This window comes from Nitrospirota bacterium (assembly GCA_016219645.1).
GTDB lineage: Bacteria > Nitrospirota > Nitrospiria > Nitrospirales > Nitrospiraceae > Palsa-1315.
The window spans coordinates 1-22308 of record JACRLR010000053.1 but is presented as its reverse complement, the minus strand read 5'-3'; the positions used below and the strand labels follow the sequence as shown (position 1 = coordinate 22308).

Genomic DNA, 22308 nt, shown 5'->3' with positions numbered 1-22308 from the left:
ATGATGAGTGTGGAATGACTTCCCGTCTCAATTCATAATTCAAAATTCCTCATTCATCATTGCGCCAGGCTGGAGGTGACTTATGGCCGAGTCAATCAGGGAAACGATGGTCCAGTATCCTAGCGACAAGGTGACGATGCGGGCCTTTGTCGCAGCTCCTCACACCAAAGAGCGGCGTCCCGCGGTTATCGTGGTTCAGGAGTGGTGGGGACTGACCGACCACATCAAGGACGTGGCCTGTCGCTATGCCGCAGAGGGCTACGTCGCCATCGCGCCGGACCTCTACTCCCGTCTGGGCAATGCTCTTACAACAGATCCAGCCGAAGCAGGCAAGTTGATGAATACCCTCAAACAAGAAGATGGACTGACGGACTTGAATGCGACGGTGGCATATCTCAAGACCGTTCCGGAAGTAGACGCGAAGCGAATCGGCGTCACGGGATTCTGCATGGGCGGGTCCTATGCGTTGATGCTGCCCTGCGTCAATTCTGACATCAAAGCCGCCGCGCCATTTTATGGCCAGGTGCCAAATCCCGACACTCCATTACAGAAGCTTGCCGGTCCGGTTCTCTATATCTATGGTGAAGACGATGGCTGGATAACCAAGGTGGACGTGCAGCGGCTTGCGGCGGCGCTGAAGAAGTACAATAAGCCTGGGGAAATTAAGACCTATCCCGGCGCGCCTCATGCGTTTTTCCGTGATACGGATAAGACGGTCTATCGGCCTGAGGCGGCCAAGGATGCTTGGGCAAGGACGAAGGCTTTCTTTAAACAACACCTCAGTGCGTAGGAGAAATCAGGAGCACCATGCCGCTTGATGCCGAACAGGGAAAAACCATGCTCCAGTTGATCACGTCTCGGTACGATGATCGGCATTGGCGCAAGAAGATTGAGAAGACCCTGGGGCTGCCGCAATCCGGCGTCGCGGAGCCTACGCAACAGCAGATCTTTATGTATCTCAAGCTCGGGCTCAAGGCCTATAAATCCCGCCGCGCCGATCCTGACTCCTGGATCATTGGTGGGTACGCGACCAAGGAAGTCATCGATCGGGCCAAGTTCCAGCCTCAGCTGGTTGGTTCGGATGTGACGAAGGACGATGTCGCGTTTCTCGGGATTGATCCCGGGAAGGAGATCGACGAGACCTGGTGGGACGAGATGCTGGTGCAGTGGTTCGACGTGCCGGAAGAAGAAAAGCCTGCCGAGGAAGAAAACGGTGAGGCCGCGGATTCAGACCCTTCCTCAACGATCACATCCAAGGCGTAATCCCCACCGGCGTTTTAGACTCGGTCGTGGTGCGATGCCGAGGCTCAACCGCTCCCACACCTCCCAGAGCGACCCGTTCGGGCTCCGCCGAGCGGAAACCTTCGGAAATTCGGAAAAGTCGCTCGGGAGGATGCGTGCCGCCACACGACCTCCTGAATCACCCAACTACGCCTGGCGCGCTCTCAGCCTGTAAACTCGCCGAGCCTCAAACAGTACAGGCTTCGCCGTTGCAACTGGAAAGCAACGGCCGCACGCTGCGGCAAGTTGTGTCCCGATTCATCCGGTCATCGGCGGCAACGATCCTCCCAAGCGACTTTGAAAAATAAATTGAGCCCAAGGGGACTGGCTCAGCCGTCTTCGGCGGTGCCTGTCCCGCTCCCAGCCCGCTGCTGCTACCGCTCTTGTCAACGCCCTGCTGGCTCGCCCTCACGCTCAGTCACGCTTGGCCCAGAAACTAGCTCCGTTCCGACCGATGGTCGAATGGAGCGTCGAACAGTTTGTGCCACCCGCTAGAAGCGGGCCGCATGACTTCACTACGGCGAGACTCAGTATGGCGCTGATGTCGCATCAGCAACAGCGGGCGTCGTTGGGGAGAAGGTCAGCAAGCTTAGAAGGAATTGTTGAGACAGACGCGATGCCGAGGTGGAACTGCTCCTGAAGCGACCCCTCACAAGTCTCAGATCGCTCACCATCCCCACTGGGCGCGGGAGGGATAACGATCAAGATCAGCCGCGTCCCTGCAGCGAAACGGCAGGGATATCGGATGGAGCACATTGTTAGGCGTCATGTGCAGCCTTCCTCGCTGCTAGCTGAATACCGGCTTTACTGAGGCGATCACGACTCATCTTTGATCGGTTTTGCCTATTCAACCGCAGCGTTTCAGTCGGCGATAGAAGTACGAGCTTATAACGACGTTTTACAAATGCTTTGAATTGAGCGTCGCTCAGTTTTTGGTCGATTTTGTCTATGGCCATCTGAGTGAGATGGCGAATGGGCGCCACATGTTCAATGAGCACTTTATCTCCAGCTTGATGTAGTTCCCAAGCCTCAACTGAAAATGTGGCGTTCTTAAAACTTCTGAGATTATTGAGGTGGCTGAGTTCAGGATAGTTGAGCCGTAGTCCAAGTAAATTCAGAATGCGTTCCGCACTGTGAATAGCTCCGCCATTGTCTGTAAATCCTGCTTCAACCATCTCGTTGCGAAGCGCTGCCGCTTTGCGAAACATTGCAATCAAAAGGTCTGGCGGATATTTTCGGGCGCGCGTCTTGTCAATTTTCTCTTTCATAAGAAGTCTTCCGCACATTTTCAAACTGAGACACTACCAGCATACTAGACTAGCCGAGACGCTTTGCATGACGCTTAACGTATAGGTAATCGGCCTTGCGCGGCTTTATGCGCAAGGTCCGTGTTGACCGCCATGTTAGGCCGGCGCATCAGTTTGCTCTGGTATTGGACGTTCTAGAGCACTTGCGATAGCGGTTCGATCGCCTTGCTGCCATGCATGAATGAGCATTCGGCCTTTATCGCTAATGTTTACGGCATAGGTAACAAGCTGCCACGCATTATTAGCTTTTTGCTCCACCGCTACTAACCCAGCAGCAATAAGCCTTGAGAAATGCAGTACGCCATCGCCTGACAGAACCAGATAGTCTTTTGGCCACATGCTGAGAAATAGCAAGCGATCAATTGCCTCGACATCGAAGGCGCGGCCGATTGCCACGAGCATTGCTTTGTAAGCGTAGATTGACCCCTGCGAGATCGTGCCTCGGTGATACAGGGCGTGACAGGTAGGGCACAAGGCAATAAGGTTGGCTGGGTCGTCACCTCCACCACCACTCACCTCCCAAAGATGATGCATGTCGAGTGCAAGAATTCCTCGGCAAGTTGGTACTGCGCAGCGGTAGCCCGCTTCGGTGAGCACCAACGTAACTGTGCTGAGAGGCAGTTTCTGTCTTTCGCGAGGCTTAACTTTTGATGTGCGCGTTGCCATGATCGTTGAAAGGCCTAACTATTGAGCACACTGATCGGCATAGTACGCAGATGTCGCACGCCAACTCTCGCGCAATTCTTCTGGCGGTCCATAGGCTTGTCAACTCTATCAGCAACACAGCATTGGTATGCTAAACAGGCCGGCATCATAACGTCATAACTGCGTAGGGTTCAACTCTTGAGCGAGCCTCGGATGGAAGGGATGGGCACGGAGGCTTTCGCCATGGTGCCATATGCCGGTCAATTGCCAAACCAGGTGCCGTGGCGCCGTTCTTCTGGTCCCCTAAGGCGCACGGCCAAGAGAGAAACGCACAATAGCAGTCGCGCTCCATCGCATTATGGCGAAGCCGGAGCTGCCCGCCCTTCGTCAGCCGAGGCCTTCCTCTGCGCTGTTGAGTCCGAAATGGTTGTTTCCAGAGAGATGATGAGAGAGTGTCCTCTAACGGACATCCGCCTTTGGCCGGTGTGCTGCAAATGGGGTATCTACGGCGTGAACATTTCCTGCAAGACCGCAAGAACTGCCGCGAGGGTGCCGGGAGCGATTCGTCCGAGCCGCCTGCTAAGCCGCTCGCTATCAACCGTGCGCAGTTGGTCCATTGCGACAAACCCCGCGCGATCACGGAAGCGACAGCGTACACGCCAGGGGTAGGCCTGCCCTCCTGTGGTCATCGGCGCGACGATGACAGTTCGCAGATGCTGATTCAGCTCATCGGGTGAAATGACCAGGCAGGGCCTTGTTTTTCTGATTTCACTGCCTCGGGTAGGATCAAGTTCAATAAGATATACATCGCCGCGGGTAGCATGTGGGTGCTCTACCGCCACTTCCACTCTTCCTTATCGAATCGAGTCGACGTCGATGGGTCGAGGAGGCGATCTTCGTTACGTTCCCGCATGCGCCGGGCGGCTTCGCCCCAACCGGCCCGGGGTTTAGCCGTTTTGGAGATAAGGATGCGGCCAGGCTCGGCCTGAAGTTCGACTTCATCCTCCAGCTGAGCTTCCTGAAGCAATGTCTTCGGAAGGCGAATTCCACGAGAGTTGCCGATCCGAACGATGTGTGCTCTCATCTGCATCTCCTATGAGATTACATTGTAATCACATCCTAAACGAGAAGCAAGTCCAGCTATCCTGAGTTGAGTTGAAGGGTGAAGACGAGTGACGAGTTATGACCCGAACAGATCCAACTGTGCTGGCTGTGGCGGTTCGATGTGTAGTGTGGGTGTGGCAACCGCGGTTGCTGCGGCTGGTTCGGCCGGTTTTGTGTTCTTGTCGAGAAATTCTTTGAGTTTCTTAAAATCTGCCTTCAGTGTATCGAGTAAGTTGCCTTGATGGAGCGCTGCAGCCGGGTGGAGTAGGGGAAAGATCACGAAATCTTTCATGTAGAACGCCTGCCCCTTCACTTTTGTAATTCCGACCTTTCTCTCCAATAGCGTTTGCGTTGCCCAGTTACCGAGCGTGCAGACCAGTTTCGGACGGATCATCGCAATCTGTTGCATCAAAAACGGCTTGCACGTTTCGACTTCATCCAGTTCCGGGTCGCGGTTGTTTGGGGGGCGGCACTTAATCACGTTGGCGATGTAGATATCGCTGCGTGACAATCCAGCCGATTGCAGCAAGTCGTTTAAGAGTTTTCCCGCTGCCCCGACAAACGGCTCTCCCTGCTGATCTTCGTTGAAACCGGGCGCTTCCCCGACGAACATCACGCTGGCGTGAGGATTCCCCACACCGAATACGACTTGAGTCCGGCCCATCTTCGCGAGCTTGCAACGTTGGCAGTCGTGCAGTGATTTGCTGAGTTCAAGGAGCGTCATAATGATGACATTGTGGAAGTGGAAAAGTTCACCGGATTCTAGGCGGGCCAATTTTTCTTGTCAATGGAAGCAGAACGACGGTTGAAAACATTGCCACACGCGTTGGAGGCAGGTGGAGTTCTTCGGCATCTTGCTAGCGGAGGGTTATGGCATCAGCGCACCGGTTGCCGCTGACAATGGCGCTTTCGAGGTTGGGCGGCCATCCTGTATCGGTCCAGCCTCCTGCCACAAGCAAGTTGGCAACCGGACTGCGCTGGATCGGGCGATGTGATTTTGTCCCGGGTTTGAGCGAGAGGATACTGCTGGGTCTTATCCGGCGGCGTATCGAAGAGATCCTGCTGTCAGGCTTGAGGAGCCCTAAGGATCTGAGCAGGTCAAGGGGAATAAGGTCAAGATCTGTGTCTGGGTGAGGTTGCGAGAGCTGATTATCGGTCGTAACGAGAGAAAACACTGTACGGTCATGTACTGTGGGCGCTGCGAGTACCGAGTGAAAGGATGGGTCATTCAAAAGGATGAGACGAGAGGTGACACAGGGCTGTTCGGCATACACCCAAAAGATCATGCTGTCGACAGATCGCAATTCCGTGAGTTGCTGAAAATACGCATAGCGGGTCAGCCACCGCTCTGGAAGTAATGGTGTGAGTTCGTGAGGGGGCAAAGCCGCTACATACCAATCAGCTTGCAGCTCTGAACCGTCCTGGAGTAGGACGCTCGAGATTCGATCTTGCTGATAGCGGAGCTGTATGGCTTCCGGATTGCATAAAATGGTCGCGCCGAGTTGGGTCAGTCGTTCGATCATTGGCTGCACGAGGCAGGTCTGGAGCGAGTTCTGAACAACCGAAACACGGCTGTCAGAACGAGTTCTTAGGAAGAATGGCCTCAGCGATGTGATAAAGGCATCGGCAGATATCGTGGAAAGATCATTGCCGGTGAGCCATCGTGCAATGGGGTTCCAGACGACGCGGCGTGTCCGTGCGTTTTGTTCGACTGATGCAAGCCATTCGTCGGCGGTCCGCTGCTCCAGATCGGCAGGCAGTTCCTCATCGCCTTCCCACAACTGCTCCACCCATGAAGCCAGCCGCCAGCGTTCCTTCCAGGGCATGCCAGCAAATTTCAGCAGACTCACCCAGGTATGAAGAGGAGCAGGGAAGGAACTGCGTGGGTAATGAACAAGGGAATTGTTCAGGAGATGGAATTCTAGCGGGATTTCGGTCTCTAACGGTTGCTGGCTACCTGGATGCAGAGAAGCCAGCAAAGATCTTGTTGCTCGGTGGCAGCCCAAGATGGTGAATGGCTCAAGGGTACCGGAGGGATCTTCTCTTGTGGCAATGCCTCCAATCGGGAGGCGACGATCGATGACCGTCACGTGATAGCCATGACTGGTAAGGAGGAGGGCAGCGGTAAGGCCGGCCGGGTCGCCGCCTAAAACCAGGGCGGATTGAGTGGCGGTGAATGTCACGACGATCGGGATCGGAGCCAGACTCCAGCAGCCACAGCCAGACGGCGGCTCGTTGTGAGCCGGGCTCGAGGGCCGAATATCTGATGCCTTGGTTCTTCGATTTTTTGCAGGATGCGGAAATAGACAGCGCGCATAATCTCGGCGACAGTCAGCGCCTTCTGGTCGGATGCGGGCAGAGCTTCGAACGCCGCTTGTGCCTTTGCGTAGTACTCATGGGCTCTTGCGGTCTCGAACCGAACTAACGTATGGAGCTCTGTGCTCTCCTCACGTTGAAGAATTGCCTGCTCGGTGCAGCCGAATTTTTGGAGCTCGTCTTGCGGTAGATAGATGCGGCCTTGGGCTGCATCGGTTCCGATGTCCCTCAGAATATTCGTTAATTGAAATGCCATTCCAAGCGCGACGGCGTAGTCTTGTGCTCTGGCCGACGTCGGCCCGAAAATATGGAGGCAAATCAGTCCCACGACTGACGCGACCCTATAACAGTAGAGCGAGAGGTCTTGAAATGATGCATACCGGGAGGCCGTGAGATCCATTTCGACCCCCTTGATCAGCTCATCGAAATAGGCTCGTGGGATAGACAGTTGCTTGACATGGCTCGCCAGGCTGACTGTTACAGGAAAGGTCGCCGTGCCACGGTAGGCTGCGTCAAGTTCGGTCCGCCACCGCCGCAGTTCCTCCTGGGGGTTGCTCCCTGCAGGCGGTTCATCGACTGCATTATCGACCTCCTTACAGAAGGCATAGACAGTGTACATCGCAGCGCGTCGTTGTTTAGGGAGAAACAGGAAGGAGTAATAGAAATTGCTTCCGCTCTTTTTTGTGAGAGCTGTGCAGTAGGCTTGTGCGTCACTGACGGAGAGGGAACTCATGGATGTTGGTAAGTCGGGAGTGGCCCAAGACGGCGGGCCATGGGTTCGTAAATAGACCTGTGATCTAACGGATGTAGGAGCGCGACCAAGAGTTCGATGCCGTCAATCAAACGGGGGCCTGGACGGCTGAAATAAGAAGATGCATCGACCAGCAATGTATGTTCCGCCAGATTGGAGGGCAGGCGCCATTGACCTGGCTGCTGCATCAACTGGCCCAGCTCTTGGTGCGTCCGTTCTACGGAAAACCCGCAGGGCATTAGGATGAGAATGTCTGGAGTGGCAGCCAGAATCTCGTCCCATGTTGCAACTCGTGAGGGGCTGCCAGGTTTTGAGAGGACATCCTGGCCACCGGCGAGTTGGACCATTTCAGGAACCCAATGCCCCGCGATATAGAGAGGGGAGAGCCACTCGATGCAGACCACGCGAGGGCGATACGAGATGCCTCGGACGCGAGCATGAACAGCCTCTAGTCTGTCACGCAACTGAGCGGCGAGGCGATGCCCCTCAGCCGACCGATTGGCGGCGTCGCCAATGCGAATGACGTCATCGATCACATCCTGGACAGTACGGGGGTTCAACGTGAGGACGCTCGGTCGCCGAGGCATGGAGGAAATGGCGTTGTGTAGTTGGTCCGGCGTAACGGCGCAAACATGGCAGAGGTCTTGGGATAGGATTAGATCTGGTCGCGCCTGTCTCAACAGAGAGTCATTCAACCGATACAGTCGTTGTCCTGACGCCACCAGCTGCTTCACTTGCCGGTCGATGTCGCCGCTAGTCAGTTCATCGGAAGAAATCATCGGTTCAACCATCATGGGCAAGCGTTTGGCCGATGGCGGGTAGTCGCATTCGTGACTGATTCCGACCAGTTCATCGCTCAGGCCGAGTAAGGCAATCACTTCGGTGGCACTGGGAAGCAGTGAGCAGATTCTCATACCGTGAGGTCTTATCCGGCCGGCCACAATTGTTCGCGGAGTTTGCTCAGGCGAATCTGTGACAGGCTTTGGGTAACCATATGGGCTTCATGCAAATCGTGGATCGTATGGGTGTTTGTGACGGCAAGGACTTTCATCCCGGCGGTTTTCGCGCTGCGGATACCAGGGATCGAGTCCTCAATCACCAAGCAGGATTCGGCTTTGATAGCCTGGTCCCTGCATTGTCGGTTGAGCGCGGTAAGGGTTTGGAGAAAGGGTTGGGGGTCTGGCTTCCCCCTGGCGACGTCTTCTGCGCTGGTGATGTGTAAAAATTCCTTCCGGAGCCCGGCCTGTTCAAGGATTACTTCGATTTCATGGCGGAGGGCACCGGACGCGATGGCCAACGGATACGCAGCGGCGGCCTCACGCACGAACTCGCGCACTCCGGGGAAAATGACCAGATGATTCTTCACGGATTCCATGTAGGCATGGGCCTTTCGTTGCATCAATTGCATGAGAGCCGCTGGGTCTATGGGGTGCTGATGCGCGGTGAGCGCCGTGATAAAACAGCCCCGATCGTCGTACCCCAAGTAGTTGGCGTAGTAGTCGGCTTCAGTCAGGTTGATGCCGACTTCTGCCAAGGTCTGACGGAAACCGGCAAAATGGAGTGGCTCGGTGTCCGCGATCACCCCATCGAAGTCAAAGATAATTGTTCTGAGTGAGGTCATGGGCTTGTCTCAAGACGCACGGGTGTTGCTCTGAGATTGAAAACGGGCGGATTATAGCACAGGAGGATCGTCTGAACAGGTGTGAACGCCTCTATGACACTGAGGTGACCTGTGAGGGAAGCGGGAAGGTCAGAACTTTAAGCGAAGACGTTTCTCCGTTACCCAACCTTTTACACCATCTTCGGTTCGAACCAGATACATCCATCCTCCCGGCTGTAGATCTCCATCCATGACGGTCAGTGAGACGCCTGGGCGAATGACTGGTCCGGGCCTGCTGCTGGCCGAATCTGCAAACAGCGGAATACTTCCTCCGGGGGCCATATCGTCTGCCGTGACGGTTACTTTCTGGCCTTCGCCGAACATCGGGTCGAGAGGAGCGGTCACGGATGTAGCTGGCGCCGCTGCCGTTTTGGACGGCGGATCGACTGCCGGGGCCACGGCAGCAGGGGGAGAGGCTGGTGGAGACAAGGGGGCAGAGGCGTTGTCACTTGGGCTTGGAGCAACTTGTGGTGTCGGTGCCGGAGGAGCTACGGGCGATGGTGCCAACGGTTTTGGCTTCGTGGCGACTGGTGGCGGGGCACTCTCGCCTATGTAGGGGGCCAGCAATTCTGTCATCATCTCCGGTTCCATGGTGGCAATATAGGCGATGCCGCCGACGAGGATCAAGAGAATGATCCAGAGGATCGGGCGTCCCCCACTGGGTTTCTTGCGTGGGTTTAGCGGGGTCGGTGTTCTCGTAGAGGTCGTCTGATCGAGCTCCTCTTCCGTAAATTCCAAATCTGGTTCCGGTTGGCGGGCAAAGAGGAGAGTCCAGTTAAAAGGATTCCCGACGGATGTCAGGTTCCCAACAAGCGCAGCCATCGACGACCTCCCTACTGAACGGTTCAATCCTGTATAGCCTAATCTGTGAAAATACTTATCACCATCATCTGGTAGTGTCAATTTTGTTGAGAATTTGTTACGAGTGACAGACGAGGCCGGTAGAGATTCGAATGGCTGCAGGAATCGCCTCGTGCTCGCTGCAGTATGTTCGAAAAATGAGGAGACCATTCGCTCCAAGTTGCGGGCGAGCGAAGGACACAGTCGGGAGTCTTGCATCTTAAGGGTACAGTTCGGCAGAATGGGCGCCCACTAACGGCGGGTTATGAAATCCTATCGCGAAGAACTCTGGTTCGAGACGAAGACGCGGCGCGCCTATCTGAACATCACGCAGCAGGTCGAGGCAGCGGTCAAGAAGAGCGGAGTCCGAGAAGGGCTCGTGCTCGTGAATGCCATGCATATCACGGCCAGCGTTTATGTTAATGACGACGAACCGGGCCTCCTCAAAGACTATGACCGATTCTTGGAGACGCTGGCCCCTCAAGGCGCGACATATCGACATAACGAGACCGGAGAGGATAACGGCGATGCGCATATCAAACGACAACTAATGGGGCGAGAGGTTGTCGTCGCGATTACAGAAGGCCGGTTGGATTTCGGTCCATGGGAGCAAATTTTCTATGGGGAGTTTGACGGATTGAGACGTAAACGTGTCTTGGTGAAGGTGATCGGGTCATGATCATCATGTCATCCGATCGGTGCTCATGACCCGGTGGAGAAAAATTGCTCGACCGCTTGCTACCGTAATGAAAGTTTGACAACATGGGGCGACATTTGCGCACGGTTTGACGGTAGGAGTCCGTTTGTATGTTAAGTTGGTCTCGCCCTGATCCCCTCACGAGAGATCTCGTTCATTTGATCAATGCCCGGCGCCATGACCATGGCGATACCGATGCGGCAATCGATACACTGCAGGCCTTCTTGGAGCAGGGAAGAGAGTATGATCTGCTGACGGTGCTGGCGGCGTTGGATGAAGACATGGCGGAATGGCTTTTTGATCTTCTCGCCGAGGCATCCTGTTCGGTACTCATCGATGGGCCGGCTGATGACAAATTATCCTATGCCATTATGGCAGCGTTGGAACTTCCTCTCCAAGCCAATCTGGCCCATCCGCTCAAGTTGAAGATCGATCCGGTCGCAACAGCGGATCTGTTACATCGACATCTCCGGCTTTCCGCTGGGACGGTGGTTCGTGTGGAGTCGCGGCTCTTGACCGACTCAACGCTGGAGCCGCTCAGCCTCCAAGGGTTGAACGATCACTTGAGTACGGTGGCAGATTCCCAGCGGGCCACGTCGATTGCCGCCAGGCTGTACCCGCCTGTTGAAAGCACCGCCTTTCTCTTCTTCGAATTGATCGGTGTGCCGGACTCCGGGTTGCCCGATTCGCTGGAGGATAGGAATCGTCGAGCTCTTCTTGAAGGCCTTGTCGCACAATGCCCTGAGTTGGCGCTGGCCCCCGATACGATCGACGCACCGGTCTACGCAGCCTATGCCATGTTCGATGCCCAAAATGCTGTGCGTCTCCATCGATTGGCAGATGAGACTGCGGCTGTCTGGCGTGATCTAGAACCGCTCGTCCGAGCCCGCACGATCGTTCACCTCCATACGCAATGTGGGAATGGTGTGTATATGCCGGTATGGACCGATCTGTTTGACCCGGAATTGCCTGAAGGTCATGGACCAGTGTGGACATCCCCTGATGTGTGGATCTTCACGGCCGATTTGCCCATCGAATGGCCTGGGGAGATGCTCACCAATCGGTTGCTTGCCGAAGGCTGTACCAGGTTTGAAAACCACATCGTCGAAACTCCAGAGAATTAACCATAAAGAAGGTTGAGGTTAAGGTTAAGGTTCAGGCTGAGGTCGGGACAAAAAATTCATACCGCCCTGAGTCCTCTTCGCTCAACCTTAGCCTCAACCTTGACCTTCCTCTGCTGCCCGACTTCCCGATAACGCTGGGGGGCTTTTCAGCATCCTGCTGGTAGAAACCGGACAATTCGTCGATTTTTTCGCCAGCTTACCCTATGCTGGGTCTGGACAGATAAGGACCATGCATGGCTCAGCGGCAGTCTTCAAGCGGATTTATTGCCGGCACAATCACCATCTTGGGACTTGGGCTTGTGTGGGTGACGGTCTCAGCCAATTTCCCTTCGCAAGAAGAATTGTTTTCCGGGGAGATGCCCCCTGAGACTCGCCGGGTACCAGATTCTTCGTCTCCTCCCTCTGCGCCACCCAAGCTGGACTTAACCATTCCCACGTCTCCGCCAATATCTATAGATGCAGTCCAATCCAGGCTGGACAAGGAACGGCCGGACGACTCTCGTGTGGATGCTCCGGCCGTAACAGGGCTGGATTCTTCCACGCTGCAGGCGACCAGGTTGAAGTGTGAAGCGGAGATCGACCAATTGTGCCCGGACGCTTTGGACGGCTCTGCCCGCGCAGGCTGTCTGGACCAGCGTGCGAAACAACTCACGGCGCCCTGTCAAGGCCAGTTGCGTGAACGGTTTGTAAAGTGGAAGGAAGATCGAAGTCGGTTGATCGCGGCTTGCGACGAGGATATCAGTCGGTTTTGTAGAGCCGTCAAAATTGGGAGCGGAGAAATTCTCCAGTGTCTTCAATCACACGGTCAAGAGGTTTCAGATCGATGCTACCAGATTCTTCCAAAAGGCACGGTCTTCTTTAAATAGTCGGACGTGATCTGGCAGGTTGAGGCTGCTGTGATCGTTATGCAGCGAATCGTTTTCTTAGCCGCCCCCATAGGCCTTCTTGGACCTCCTTCCCCAGGGCCACGATGATCACGGTCGTATTGTCGTCGCCCCCGGCAGAGTTTGCCATGGTGATGAGTCGATCCGACATGGTGGCAAGGTCTTCCGATCCACTGAGTAAATGGAGAATATCGTTGGGCTGGACCGCACGGGTGAGTCCGTCTGAGCACAACAACAATAGGTCTCCGGTCTCGACCGGAACCTCCGTCAGTTCCACTTCGACACTGTTCTCGACGCCGAGAGCTCTGGTCACGATGTGTTTGTTGGGAGAGCGCTGGGCTTCTTCTTCCGTGATAAATCCTTTAAGGACCTGTTCGGCAACCCAAGAATGGTCAATGGTGAGGGATTGAATTTCCCCGTTCCGAATCAGGTAGAGTCGGCTGTCTCCAACATGAGCGATGGCAAGGGTGTCTTCATGCACTAGTGCCGCAACTACTGTGGTGCCCATCCCGGCACAGTCAGGCTTCTTCCATGACTCGCGGTGGACGACCTCGTTCGCTGCTCGAATCGCGCTGGCGAGACGGTTGGCAGGAGCAGACATCGTGAAATTGCAGGGGCCAATCAACGGGAGGTCAACATGCCTGGCTGACCCAGCCAGATGCGCGTGAATCGCGTGAACTGCGAGGGCGCCGGCAATTTCACCGGCATTGTTGCCGCCCATGCCGTCACAGATAACATAGAGTCCAAGCTCTGGATCGGCCACAAACCGGTCCTCGTTGTGAGTTCGTTTGAGGCCCGTATCGGATTTGGCGCTATGCGATTGGTCGAAGGCCAGACAGCACCTCCTCAGGCTGCGAGACTCCGCATACAGACCCGGAGCTCGTCCGCAAAGTCTTCCGCGCGCCGATAGCGGTGCGGCAACTCTTTTTGTAACGCGCGATCCACAATCTCCTGCACCCTCGCGGGAAGGTTCGGCCTCAAGGTTTGAATGGCTGGGTGGGGATGATGCGCTATGCTGAACAGCATGGCAGACAGATTGTCGGCCGTGAAGGGCAATTGTCCTGTAAGGAGTTCGAACAGCACGATGCCTAGGGAAAAGACATCCGACCGGCCATCCACTTTTTTCCCTGCAATTTGTTCCGGTGACATGTACGTCGGCGTACCCAGCACGATATTCGTTTCTGTTTTGCTGCTCGAAGCCATCTTTGCAATACCGAAATCCATGACTTTTACGACGCGATCCTTCGTCAGCATGATATTCGCCGGCTTGATGTCGCGATGGACAACGCCTTGTTGATGGGCATAGTCCAAGGCGTCTGCGACAGTAGCCACAGTCAGGAGGACCTCGTTGATCGGCATCAGGTTGGGCTTTCTGGTCCACTGTTTCAAGGGAGTTCCCTCGATGAGTTCCATCGCGATGTATCCTAAATCGTTCTCTTCTCCCGCATCATAAATGGTCACGATGTTGGGGTGGGAGAGACGCCCGGTGGACTCTGCCTCCCGAAAAAACCGTGCTTTAACATCTTGAAGCTTGTCATCGTGATCAATCCGATCAAGTTGCATGGTCTTGATCGCTACGAAACGCTGGATCGTTGGATCTTTTCCCAGGTACACAAGCCCCATGGCACCGCGCCCCAGTTCTTTCAGCACCCTGTAGCGCCCGAGCATGCCGGGAGCGGAGCCCATGTTTGGCGACGCGGCGGTTGGAATCTTCGAATCAGATTGACTGGTTGCCTCTTTTTCATGTTCTTCCTCCTCGCCCTCGGAAAAGGGTTGAATCTTGTGGCGCTGCGCATGGCTAGGCGGGGCAAAGGCTGCCCGGAGTGACCCCTGATGAAGAATCCAGGCTGCTGTGAGCCAGAGACCGGAACCGACGAGGCCGATTGCATAGGTGGAGGCGAACCGAGAAGGCCCTACCAGTTCAATCAGCGGCAGGCCCACGGTCCTGAAAGATTTGTTGGCAAACAGGATAACGATAAGGGTCGTAAACGGAAGGACCAGGTTTTTGAGAAAGCTCGATCCTCGGCCGTTGTCCGGGATTTGTTGATAGGCGGCGAACGCGAAGAACCAGAGGATGGTGAGCGCGAGGAGCTGTGCAGTTAATCGAATAGCATGAGGCCCGCTGAGCTGAAGATAGGGGATCGATAGAGATTGGGCCAAAACCAGACTGCTCAGCAAGGGGCCAATCAAAAGCACAGTCAGGATGGCAAGAGTATAGGGGGCGATCCAAGTCCAGGATTTCGGCATAAGACTCTTTGGAGATGTTTGTGATCGGTTTAAAGTGTAGCGGATGGGGGAGGAGAGTCAACGAATTGGGAGATAATGAGCGTGGTGTTCTCTATACCCGTGAAACGTGGAAACCGGCTGGTTCATCTGGTTTATCTGGTTTATTTGGTTTGTTTGGTTGATTTGGTTGAATGAGGTTAACCAGAGAAACCAGATGAACCAAATAAACCAAATAACCCTCAAACGAGGAGGGCGGCTTCTTTGAGCGGATCAAGCAGCCGCCGGGGAACTTTTAGATCACCACGGCCAATACCGACTTCAATATCCGGTTTGGTGATGCCGTGGAAATCACTTCCGCCAGTTACCAATAAGTCCAACCGCTTGGCCAGATCGAGGTACTCCGTCGTCTGTCGCTTTGTGTGGGTGCTGTAGTGGGCTTCAATGCCGCCGAGGCCGTCGCCTTTCAATGTCGTCAGGAGGGCATTCAGCCCCTCCCCGGATACCTTCGCCCAGGTTGGATGGGCCAACACGGCCACTCCGCCTGCGGCTCTAATCCAGGAGACGGCATCTGCCGGCGTGGGCAGTTCACGCGCCACATAGGCCGGGCGCCCCTCTGACAGATATCGATCGAAGGCGTCCTTGGCAGACGTGACATACTGTTTGTCCATCAAGAGCCTGGCGATATGAGGTCGTCCGACCGAATCCGTGCCCGCCAAGGCCCGCACTTCTTCATAGGTCACGTCCAAGCCAAGTGCGCGCAGCCGTTCAATGATTTGCGGATTGCGGTTATGCCGACTCTCGCGCAAGGCGGCCATGCGTTGATTCAGCTCAGGATCTTGCCAGCGCAAGCAATAACCGAGGATATGAAGTTCGCTATTGCCGACACGGGAACTGATTTCCACCCCGGGAATGATTTCAATTCCCAGCTCAGCTCCGGCCATCATGGCTTCGGGAATACCGGACACAATATCATGGTCCGTGATGGCCAGAGCTGTAACTCCCGCCTTGTGGGCAAGCCGAAGCACTTCTGCCGGCGAGAGGCTACCATCGGAGTGGGTCGTATGTAGATGGAGATCGATGCGACTCATGTGGCCTCGTGTAACAGTCTGCTGGGGCCTGCTTGCTGGGCAACGAGTTGGGCAGTATAGGCAGGTCCTTGCCCATGGCTACCGTTGTGTTCGTCTTCATCGTAGGACAGGACCCGTAGTGTGGATGTGAGCCGAAGCAATTCATTGTGTGCCAGGCAGAATTCCCATCGGCGAGGATGGTGATGGCGCAAGTAGTTGTCGATGATAAAGGTTTCGTAGATCAAAACCCCGTGCGGCTTCAGAGATTCGAGGAGTGCCGGAAACAGTGCGCGATGGAGATAGAAGAACACGGCAATCACGTCATACTCCTGCTTCGGGAATTCCGGCCGTTCGTCAGTTGCTCGTTCAAGGTCAACGGTTCGGGCAGTGAGATTTGGAAGGTTCCGTTGCTTTGCCGTGGCAGCAAGGTGGACCATGGCCGCTTCATCGCGGTCTATCGCATCGACGTGAAACCCTTGAGCAGCAAGATAGAGCGCGTTGCGTCCAGCTCCGGCCGCGACATCAAGCGCCTTGCCTTTGGGTAGGCGATGGAGTTGCTGAACAAGAAACCGGGCCGGGGTTGGTCCCGCATCATGAATATGGTGAAGCAGGCGCGATCGTTCGAGTTGCACACCTACCGAGCCGGTGACATGCTTCAGGGGTGGCTCAAGTTTCCGCAGCCAGATCTTTGCCCATTCAACGGGGAACTCCGAAAAGAGCATCGCGAGGAGCCGCTCGGCGAATGTTTCCAGCAGGGCGCAGTTCTGCGTCGCTCCGACCGCGAGGACTCGATCTGCGACCTGCGCATAGTCGACCGCACTGTGGATGTCATCCGAAGCCGCAGCTGGTTCGGTCTGACAGGTCAGCTCAAGATCCACCGCTAATGGTTGCGGCCGCCTGCGCTCCTCTGAGGTGACACCGCAGCGCCCTTGAAACTCCAGTCGCTCTATGATGATCTTTCCAGCCATGGGGGCATTCTCAGTGATTGGATTTCCGGCTGTCAACCTATCGTTAGCGGGGTATTAGAGGGGATCAGGGGGAAAGCGGCCAAGCTTACTCGTTCTTTCCACAGGAATGGCACCCCTGCTGACCCTCCTGCGGCCGTCGAACGAGCACATTCTGATCGTGCGCGTTCCGGGAGCAAGGGGTCAGCAGGGGTGCTATTCCAGACTCCTTCCCGTATGGCCGCTTCCGGGATGAGCCCAATGGTTGCAAGAGCATGGCCTATCGGAGGATCGAGTTTTTTGCGAGGACGTGCTAAATATAAAATTCGGTCTGTGATTCAATTTGGATTGCGAGAGGATGCGACGAGCCTATGGACCGGATTGAAACAAACTATCGAGCCCTTCTGGCTGTGGCGGTGGTGCTCAATTCTCAGCGGGAGATGAATAGCCTGTGGGAAGCGATTACGGCCGAGATTACGAAGGTCGTCCCCTGGGCACGGTGTACGGTTACGCTTTATGACTCGGAGGTTGATGGGTTCAGGTTTTATGTTGTTGCCACGACGATGGCGCAGGTGGTGCTCCAACGCGATGCGGTGATTCCACGCGTCGGAAGTGGGATGGGATGGGCCTACGATCACAAAGCTGTCCACTGTCGTCCGGAGCTGAAACAGGTGCAAGTCTTCCCCGAAGACCAGATGTATGTGCAAGAAGGTCTTGGAAGAATCATCAATCTCCCTCTACTCGTGGGAGACAAGTGTTTGGGAATTCTGAATATCGGCAGCATCGAGTCCGGAGTGCCTGACCCGGGAGCCCTCGAGTTCTTGACGCAAGTCGCCATGCAAATCGCTTATGCGATCGATCATGTCCAGGCCTACGAACAGATTGATCGACTGCGAAACCAGCTGGCCAAAGAAAACGTCTACCTGATCGAAGAACTGAAACTCAAAAAGAACAGCGACTCTTTGATAGGGAAGAGCCTTGTCTTTCAGAATGTGATCGCTCTGGCTCGAGAGGTAGCGCCGACTCCAACCACCGTGCTCATTATGGGTGAAACGGGCACCGGTAAGGAACTGATTGCGCAAGCGATCCATGATTGGAGTCCGCGGCATCGAAAACCGTTGGTGCGGGTGAACTGTGCTGCTTTCCCGGCCGGGCTCGTCGAAAGCGAACTCTTCGGCCATGAGCGAGGCGCATTCACCGGGGCGGACCGAACCCGGGAAGGCCGGTTTGAACTGGCACATGGTGGCACGCTGTTCTTGGATGAAATCGGTGAAATGCCGTTAGAGACACAGGCGAAGCTCTTACGTGTCTTGCAGGATGGCATGGTAGACCGCCTGGGGGGAAAACAGCCCGTTCGGGTCGATGTTCGGGTGATTGCTGCCACCAATAGTGACTTACCTGCTGCCGTCAAGGAAGGGACATTTCGCGCCGATCTTTTTTATCGGCTGAATGTTTTTCCCCTCCTCTTGCCTCCACTCAGGGACCGCTCGGAGGATATCCCCGAATTGGCTCGGCATTTCCTGAAGCAGTACTGTTTGAAATTCAACCGTTTGTGCAAGGACATCGATCAGGAGTCCCTAGAGAGGTTGATGCGATATGCCTGGCCCGGCAATGTCCGTGAACTGGAAAATGTGATCGAACGAGCGCTGATCCTCTCCCGTGGGTCTATATTACGAGTCGATGAACAGGTCTTAGGGTCACGGGCTTCCTCCATCGCTGCCTCGCCACCGGTCGACCTCAAAGAAGTTGAACGCCGACATATACTGCAAACTCTCACATTGACGGATTGGCATATCGAAGGTCCCTCTGGGGCGGCTGCACGCTTGGGGATCCCTCCTAGCACGTTGCGCAGCCGAATGAAGCAGTTTGGGATGAAGCGGCCTCCCTCCAGCTGAAAAGATATAGCTCCTCCCTTCCCGCAGGATCTCCACACTATACTCATGAGTTGTTCTAGCCCACGATGATTCGTGGGCACCCACGCGACTGATCGTGGGCGACGGGATGGTCCTATGGTTTGTTTTGAAAGATAAAGCAAAGTAATAACTAAATATCAATGGCTTATGATTTTATATTGAGACGAGATAAGTCGGCACGCGGTTTGCTGTACATGAGTTCAGCATGTACGACTCACTCATTACCAGGGTTGGGTCCGGATGCTAAGTCCCTCAGGGAGGAGGAACATCATGACGACTGTTGCTCTGATCAATGGAATGGTATCCGCGGGAATTTCGATCGCAGTTTTGGTCGGAGTCTTGGCGATGGGCATGGGAATGGCAGCAGGGAAGTAACCTGGAATCAGGTTCGCCCCGCTCCTTCACCATGCGCTGCCCTGATACGCGGTGGAAACGATTGGATTGTAAGACCCGACCCCGTTGCGCTTCATGAATAGCGCGTGATTATAGCCTCCAAGACATAGTTCTCATACTAGACAGCCAGCCCTCTTGGGCTGGCTGTTGTGTTTTCTCCCTCACGGCAAATCTGTTGATGCCGTTCATGTCTGCTGGGTTAACCCCATCCGGGACGGGAGTGTGGGAAGGTGGAAGAGGCTCAGTTGTGAACCGATCGGATTTGGAGAGGGATATCAGGAGTTCATGGTCTATAGAGTCGATCTCACCCCGTGATGTGTCCCAACCTGTGAGTTGTTCTTGGAGATGATTTGGGAATGAGACAGATCGGAAGTCGGCAGAGTCTCTAAGTCTCTTCCCAGCAGCAGTCGGCCCAGGATCACTGTCGTACCAATGAATAGACTACTATCTAACCACGCGGCTACAGTCTGTGCTCCGAGCAAGACGCTAGTCGAATTGAGGAGCCAGACTCCCAAGCTAAGAGCCACAAGATACGAGAGCTGTGTGGTTTCAGCAACCCGGAGAGCGATCGCCACTCCAACTGCACCAGTGAGCAACGCGAGGATTGGAAAGGCTACGTGATTGGTCTGTGGCGTGATTCCGTTGAAGGCCAGCAGCAGTCCAGACACAAAGGTGACTCCATACACAATGGCTATCCCCTGCATGACCGCTCGCCACTGGATAGGCTGTTTCCTCTCCGTCATACTGCGTAGAGTACGATCCCCAATAAAGAACCGCAATCCTACGTATGGGGGGAAGAGGGGAGGGGGATGGAGGCTGATGATCTTCTGTGCTCGCGCAACGCGCGGTCGCGGACTCCCCTCGTTGGACGCCCGCAGTAGAAGATCAATCAGCCCCCATCCCTAAGAATAACGAGCGAGCTTGGAAGGAAGGGGTGAGGAGTAGCCCACTGCCCTTTGTGCTCGCGGAACGCGCACGATCAGAATGTGCTCGTTCGACGCGCGCAATAGAAGATCCATCAGCTCCCATCCCTGAAGAGAATACTAGCGAGCTTGGAGGGATTATCTGTGACCTTGTTCGACGGCCGCAGTCAGGTCTGATACGGGTACCGTTCCAAACAAGGGCAAACGAGCAAACCTGGAGGGAATAGTTATGTCGCTCCATGCGCGCAGTAAAAGCCAACCTGGCCACATCCCTAGAAGAAGGGGGAGAATGCCTGCCTAATCCGGTAGTAGAGAGCCAGGTGATAAACCGGCAGGCAGCTCCACTCTGTGCTGTTTTGGGATATGTGGCGGTGATGAAGCAGTCCGGGATCGCGAGTTATGTGGCCATGATTTGGACGTGAGCCGCATAGCCCAATCGCTTGAGCAATTGTTCACAGTCGTCCCATGTCAAACCGAAGGCACGGACGTCGGCCACGCCGAGGCGTGCCACGACATCGCGGATAGCGGTGAAATGTTGGGTGTCAAATTCCCCCTCCATCATGGCGGACTCAGCCCAGGCGACGAGGTCGGCCAGTGACAGATCATGCTGGAGATACGCTGCCAGTTTGTCAGCAACCATCTGGTGAGTGATGACTTCTTTCATGACGTGACCTTTTGGTGTCCCTGGTCTACCGGGTATTTGTGATGGATTTCAACAAGCTTGCCGGTGTCGTTGTAAATCTCCTGATAAAATCACACCGTTACCTCGTTGGCGTCAACCTCTTTCACGTACCGAGCCTTCTAGCCTTGCTTGCCCAACACATCGAACCAATACCGCCGTCCCCCGGTAGGGAGAATGTCCCAACTGGAGAACTTTCGCTCATTCTGTTCACGTGTGCCCACTAGTCCTGCTTGGCTCTAATAAATCAACACCTTGGCCAAGCCTTATAGCAGGTCTCCATGAAATTTCCCACAACCTCTGTGAGAGCGCAGGATCTGCGGGGTACAGGAGGGTAGAAGCCGATGCTTTAGGGACAAGGGAGCGAATGGCTGATAGCTGATGGCGTATAGCGGGAGCAAAGCATGTAAGGCTTATAGATGTTGGATCGCAACACCTAACACAGCGCGTGGGGGAAGCGGGTCGGCCCTCGTGTCTCCCGGGGCGACCCTTCCGGGCGTGACCTCGTGGAATCCTTCCGGAATTCCCGCGGCCGCGATCATACGATCGCGGTGCCGTCAGTTCCGGCTTTCCACTTCGGTCACGCCTTGGTGGGTCCCCGCCCCTCCGACAACGGGTGCCGACCCGCTCCCCCCTCGCACCGGAAAGGAACTGCTTACGATACGATCACCGGGATTGTTTTAGGAAAGGGTCGGTGAGTTATCCGTACAGACCTTGCTCGTTCAGGCTGCTAAAGGGTTGTCCAGGTACAAGGTCAAGCAACGACCCCACCTCTTTCTCGTGTTTCTGCGCTTTCGTTGTTGAAAGTATTTCGCAGGGAGTTCAAAATATGAGGTCACTGGTACCATGCCATTCTAATTTCACGAATGTTACGCTTAGCCATCTTGCAGGCTTCTTTACCGGTTCTAGAATCTGCCACTGGACCGTTTCCAACACCATGGCATCAGTACTGTGCAAAATTTCGTGAAAGTGAATTGCCGTTTCCTAAGCCGATGATTCGACAAGCAATTGCTGAGGAATTACAGGAATGTCATGACGAGACACTCCAAGCCAAGCTAGGAAGACTCTATCTCATCCTTGAGAATTTCCTGCCAGATGAACAAGTTGTACAATATGACAAACTTAGAGAATTTGGGGACGAAGCTTCTAGAGACATGCAAGCAGGTAAACCTGGGCTCGAAATACTCAGTCCGCTTGCGCATATTCAGTACGACCAGACAATCGATACGAACATATTAGAGGGGATGAAAAATCGATTGGAGGAACTTGAAGTATTTAAGGAGATTGCCGCAAAGAACGTGAGAAGCGAGAACCGCTGAACTGTTTCCCTCGTCTTTCCAAAACCCCATTTCGCTGCACCCTGACCGGAAACCTCGCTTTGAACAGAACGTATCAGTAAAACAATAAAGGTTCCTGTGCGGGTTCAAGATCCTAGTGCAACACCTGTATCCTGGGAATTCCAGGAGCGAAGGAGTTGCACATGGGACAATATCAACGGTTAACCCTGATGGAGCGTGAAGAACTCAGTCGTATGTTGGCCGCCGGGTATAGTCT

At 54.9% G+C, this 22308-nt stretch carries 23 protein-coding genes; 7 read left to right on the top strand and 16 right to left on the bottom strand.

Annotated elements, in window-relative coordinates; all coding sequences use genetic code 11:
- Nucleotides 1–82 precede the first annotated feature (82 nt).
- A complete protein-coding gene (locus HZB34_15905) occupies nucleotides 83–790 on the top strand; it encodes a dienelactone hydrolase family protein (protein MBI5317446.1) in 708 nt (235 codons plus the stop codon).
- Between the two features lie 17 nt (nucleotides 791–807).
- On the top strand, nucleotides 808–1263 hold the full coding sequence (locus tag HZB34_15900; protein MBI5317445.1) for a hypothetical protein: 456 nt from the start codon (nucleotides 808–810) through the stop codon (nucleotides 1261–1263).
- A gap of 776 nt (nucleotides 1264–2039) precedes the next feature.
- Here HZB34_15900 and HZB34_15895 read toward each other — a convergent pair.
- The 10 genes from HZB34_15895 to HZB34_15850 all read right to left on the bottom strand — a co-directional run bounded on the left by HZB34_15895 (nucleotide 2040) and on the right by HZB34_15850 (nucleotide 9886).
- The gene (locus HZB34_15895) at nucleotides 2040–2549 is read right to left on the bottom strand and encodes a hypothetical protein (GenBank protein ID MBI5317444.1); all 510 of its coding nucleotides are present in this window, start codon (nucleotides 2547–2549) and stop codon (nucleotides 2040–2042) included.
- A 135-nt stretch (nucleotides 2550–2684) separates the two neighbouring features.
- The gene (locus HZB34_15890; protein MBI5317443.1) at nucleotides 2685–3254 is read right to left on the bottom strand and encodes an HNH endonuclease; all 570 of its coding nucleotides are present in this window, start codon (nucleotides 3252–3254) and stop codon (nucleotides 2685–2687) included.
- 482 nt (nucleotides 3255–3736) lie between these two features.
- On the bottom strand, nucleotides 3737–4075 hold the full coding sequence (locus HZB34_15885) for a type II toxin-antitoxin system PemK/MazF family toxin (protein ID MBI5317442.1): 339 nt from the start codon (nucleotides 4073–4075) through the stop codon (nucleotides 3737–3739).
- Nucleotides 4066–4317, bottom strand: coding sequence for an AbrB/MazE/SpoVT family DNA-binding domain-containing protein (locus tag HZB34_15880; GenBank protein ID MBI5317441.1), 252 nt, complete (start codon nucleotides 4315–4317; stop codon nucleotides 4066–4068). Before HZB34_15880 ends, HZB34_15885 begins: the two co-directional genes overlap by 10 nt.
- A gap of 96 nt (nucleotides 4318–4413) precedes the next feature.
- Nucleotides 4414–5061, bottom strand: a complete 648-nt coding sequence (locus tag HZB34_15875) for a uracil-DNA glycosylase (protein ID MBI5317440.1) — start codon at nucleotides 5059–5061, stop codon at nucleotides 4414–4416.
- Between the two features lie 133 nt (nucleotides 5062–5194).
- Nucleotides 5195–6520 (bottom strand): FAD-dependent oxidoreductase, encoded by a 1326-nt coding sequence (locus tag HZB34_15870; GenBank protein MBI5317439.1) that lies wholly within the window; start codon nucleotides 6518–6520, stop codon nucleotides 5195–5197.
- Nucleotides 6517–7386 carry a presqualene diphosphate synthase HpnD gene (hpnD, locus tag HZB34_15865; GenBank protein MBI5317438.1) on the bottom strand — a complete coding sequence of 290 codons (870 nt, stop codon included), beginning with the start codon at nucleotides 7384–7386 and terminating at the stop codon, nucleotides 6517–6519. The genes HZB34_15870 and hpnD overlap by 4 nt, the downstream gene beginning before the upstream one ends.
- Complete coding sequence (locus tag HZB34_15860; GenBank protein ID MBI5317437.1) at nucleotides 7383–8318, bottom strand: cobalamin-binding protein; 936 nt, start codon at nucleotides 8316–8318, stop codon at nucleotides 7383–7385. The genes hpnD and HZB34_15860 overlap by 4 nt, the downstream gene beginning before the upstream one ends.
- 11 nt (nucleotides 8319–8329) lie before the next feature.
- The gene (locus HZB34_15855; GenBank protein MBI5317436.1) at nucleotides 8330–9025 is read right to left on the bottom strand and encodes an HAD family phosphatase; all 696 of its coding nucleotides are present in this window, start codon (nucleotides 9023–9025) and stop codon (nucleotides 8330–8332) included.
- A 129-nt stretch (nucleotides 9026–9154) separates the two neighbouring features.
- A complete protein-coding gene (locus HZB34_15850) occupies nucleotides 9155–9886 on the bottom strand; it encodes a hypothetical protein (protein ID MBI5317435.1) in 732 nt (243 codons plus the stop codon).
- Nucleotides 9887–10169: 283 nt separating this feature from the next.
- Here HZB34_15850 and HZB34_15845 point away from each other — a divergent pair, with 283 nt between their 5' ends.
- From HZB34_15845 to HZB34_15835, 3 genes are all read left to right on the top strand, one after another.
- Nucleotides 10170–10583, top strand: coding sequence for a YjbQ family protein (locus HZB34_15845; protein MBI5317434.1), 414 nt, complete (start codon nucleotides 10170–10172; stop codon nucleotides 10581–10583).
- Nucleotides 10584–10711: 128 nt separating this feature from the next.
- Nucleotides 10712–11725, top strand: coding sequence for a hypothetical protein (locus HZB34_15840; protein ID MBI5317433.1), 1014 nt, complete (start codon nucleotides 10712–10714; stop codon nucleotides 11723–11725).
- Nucleotides 11726–11958: 233 nt separating this feature from the next.
- Nucleotides 11959–12591, top strand: coding sequence for a hypothetical protein (locus tag HZB34_15835; protein ID MBI5317432.1), 633 nt, complete (start codon nucleotides 11959–11961; stop codon nucleotides 12589–12591).
- 37 nt (nucleotides 12592–12628) lie between these two features.
- On the opposite strand, the gene HZB34_15830 is transcribed toward HZB34_15835, so the two are convergent.
- The 4 genes from HZB34_15830 to folB form a co-directional block, all read right to left on the bottom strand.
- Nucleotides 12629–13480 carry a Stp1/IreP family PP2C-type Ser/Thr phosphatase gene (locus HZB34_15830; GenBank protein MBI5317431.1) on the bottom strand — a complete coding sequence of 284 codons (852 nt, stop codon included), beginning with the start codon at nucleotides 13478–13480 and terminating at the stop codon, nucleotides 12629–12631.
- Entirely contained in the window at nucleotides 13456–14856 is a 1401-nt protein-coding gene (locus tag HZB34_15825; GenBank protein MBI5317430.1) for a serine/threonine protein kinase, read from the bottom strand. The genes HZB34_15830 and HZB34_15825 overlap by 25 nt, the downstream gene beginning before the upstream one ends.
- 218 nt (nucleotides 14857–15074) lie before the next feature.
- Nucleotides 15075–15923, bottom strand: coding sequence for a PHP domain-containing protein (locus tag HZB34_15820; GenBank protein MBI5317429.1), 849 nt, complete (start codon nucleotides 15921–15923; stop codon nucleotides 15075–15077).
- Nucleotides 15920–16870 (bottom strand): dihydroneopterin aldolase, encoded by a 951-nt coding sequence (gene folB, locus HZB34_15815; GenBank protein MBI5317428.1) that lies wholly within the window; start codon nucleotides 16868–16870, stop codon nucleotides 15920–15922. The genes HZB34_15820 and folB overlap by 4 nt, the downstream gene beginning before the upstream one ends.
- A 347-nt stretch (nucleotides 16871–17217) precedes the next feature.
- On the opposite strand from folB, the gene HZB34_15810 reads away from it, so the two are divergent.
- Nucleotides 17218–18741 (top strand): sigma 54-interacting transcriptional regulator, encoded by a 1524-nt coding sequence (locus tag HZB34_15810; protein MBI5317427.1) that lies wholly within the window; start codon nucleotides 17218–17220, stop codon nucleotides 18739–18741.
- Nucleotides 18742–19442: 701 nt separating this feature from the next.
- Here the strand turns inward: HZB34_15810 and HZB34_15805 are convergent.
- A complete protein-coding gene (locus HZB34_15805) occupies nucleotides 19443–19895 on the bottom strand; it encodes a hypothetical protein (GenBank protein ID MBI5317426.1) in 453 nt (150 codons plus the stop codon).
- 577 nt (nucleotides 19896–20472) lie between these two features.
- Nucleotides 20473–20739, bottom strand: coding sequence for a hypothetical protein (locus HZB34_15800; GenBank protein MBI5317425.1), 267 nt, complete (start codon nucleotides 20737–20739; stop codon nucleotides 20473–20475).
- Between the two features lie 881 nt (nucleotides 20740–21620).
- Between HZB34_15800 and HZB34_15795 the strand changes: the two genes are divergently transcribed.
- Nucleotides 21621–22073 carry a hypothetical protein gene (locus HZB34_15795; protein ID MBI5317424.1) on the top strand — a complete coding sequence of 151 codons (453 nt, stop codon included), beginning with the start codon at nucleotides 21621–21623 and terminating at the stop codon, nucleotides 22071–22073.
- Nucleotides 22074–22308: the final 235 nt, after the last annotated feature.

What these genes read in the sequence shown, in the direction of transcription:
- hpnD (MBI5317438.1), bottom strand. Translation starts at nt 7,386, where the DNA reads ATGAGTTCCCTCTCCGTCAGTGACGCACAAGCCTACTGCACAGCTCTC.
- HZB34_15840 (MBI5317433.1), top strand. Translation starts at nt 10,712, where the DNA reads ATGTTAAGTTGGTCTCGCCCTGATCCCCTCACGAGAGATCTCGTTCAT.
- folB (MBI5317428.1), bottom strand. Translation starts at nt 16,870, where the DNA reads ATGGCTGGAAAGATCATCATAGAGCGACTGGAGTTTCAAGGGCGCTGC.
- HZB34_15895 (MBI5317444.1), bottom strand. Translation starts at nt 2,549, where the DNA reads ATGAAAGAGAAAATTGACAAGACGCGCGCCCGAAAATATCCGCCAGAC.
- HZB34_15880 (MBI5317441.1), bottom strand. Translation starts at nt 4,317, where the DNA reads ATGAGAGCACACATCGTTCGGATCGGCAACTCTCGTGGAATTCGCCTT.
- HZB34_15825 (MBI5317430.1), bottom strand. Translation starts at nt 14,856, where the DNA reads ATGCCGAAATCCTGGACTTGGATCGCCCCCTATACTCTTGCCATCCTG.
- HZB34_15805 (MBI5317426.1), bottom strand. Translation starts at nt 19,895, where the DNA reads ATGACGGAGAGGAAACAGCCTATCCAGTGGCGAGCGGTCATGCAGGGG.
- HZB34_15900 (MBI5317445.1), top strand. Translation starts at nt 808, where the DNA reads ATGCCGCTTGATGCCGAACAGGGAAAAACCATGCTCCAGTTGATCACG.
- HZB34_15875 (MBI5317440.1), bottom strand. Translation starts at nt 5,061, where the DNA reads ATGACGCTCCTTGAACTCAGCAAATCACTGCACGACTGCCAACGTTGC.
- HZB34_15850 (MBI5317435.1), bottom strand. Translation starts at nt 9,886, where the DNA reads ATGGCTGCGCTTGTTGGGAACCTGACATCCGTCGGGAATCCTTTTAAC.
- HZB34_15855 (MBI5317436.1), bottom strand. Translation starts at nt 9,025, where the DNA reads ATGACCTCACTCAGAACAATTATCTTTGACTTCGATGGGGTGATCGCG.
- HZB34_15795 (MBI5317424.1), top strand. Translation starts at nt 21,621, where the DNA reads ATGTTACGCTTAGCCATCTTGCAGGCTTCTTTACCGGTTCTAGAATCT.
- HZB34_15835 (MBI5317432.1), top strand. Translation starts at nt 11,959, where the DNA reads ATGGCTCAGCGGCAGTCTTCAAGCGGATTTATTGCCGGCACAATCACC.
- HZB34_15820 (MBI5317429.1), bottom strand. Translation starts at nt 15,923, where the DNA reads ATGAGTCGCATCGATCTCCATCTACATACGACCCACTCCGATGGTAGC.
- HZB34_15860 (MBI5317437.1), bottom strand. Translation starts at nt 8,318, where the DNA reads ATGAGAATCTGCTCACTGCTTCCCAGTGCCACCGAAGTGATTGCCTTA.
- HZB34_15905 (MBI5317446.1), top strand. Translation starts at nt 83, where the DNA reads ATGGCCGAGTCAATCAGGGAAACGATGGTCCAGTATCCTAGCGACAAG.
- HZB34_15810 (MBI5317427.1), top strand. Translation starts at nt 17,218, where the DNA reads ATGGACCGGATTGAAACAAACTATCGAGCCCTTCTGGCTGTGGCGGTG.
- HZB34_15800 (MBI5317425.1), bottom strand. Translation starts at nt 20,739, where the DNA reads ATGAAAGAAGTCATCACTCACCAGATGGTTGCTGACAAACTGGCAGCG.
- HZB34_15845 (MBI5317434.1), top strand. Translation starts at nt 10,170, where the DNA reads ATGAAATCCTATCGCGAAGAACTCTGGTTCGAGACGAAGACGCGGCGC.
- HZB34_15890 (MBI5317443.1), bottom strand. Translation starts at nt 3,254, where the DNA reads ATGGCAACGCGCACATCAAAAGTTAAGCCTCGCGAAAGACAGAAACTG.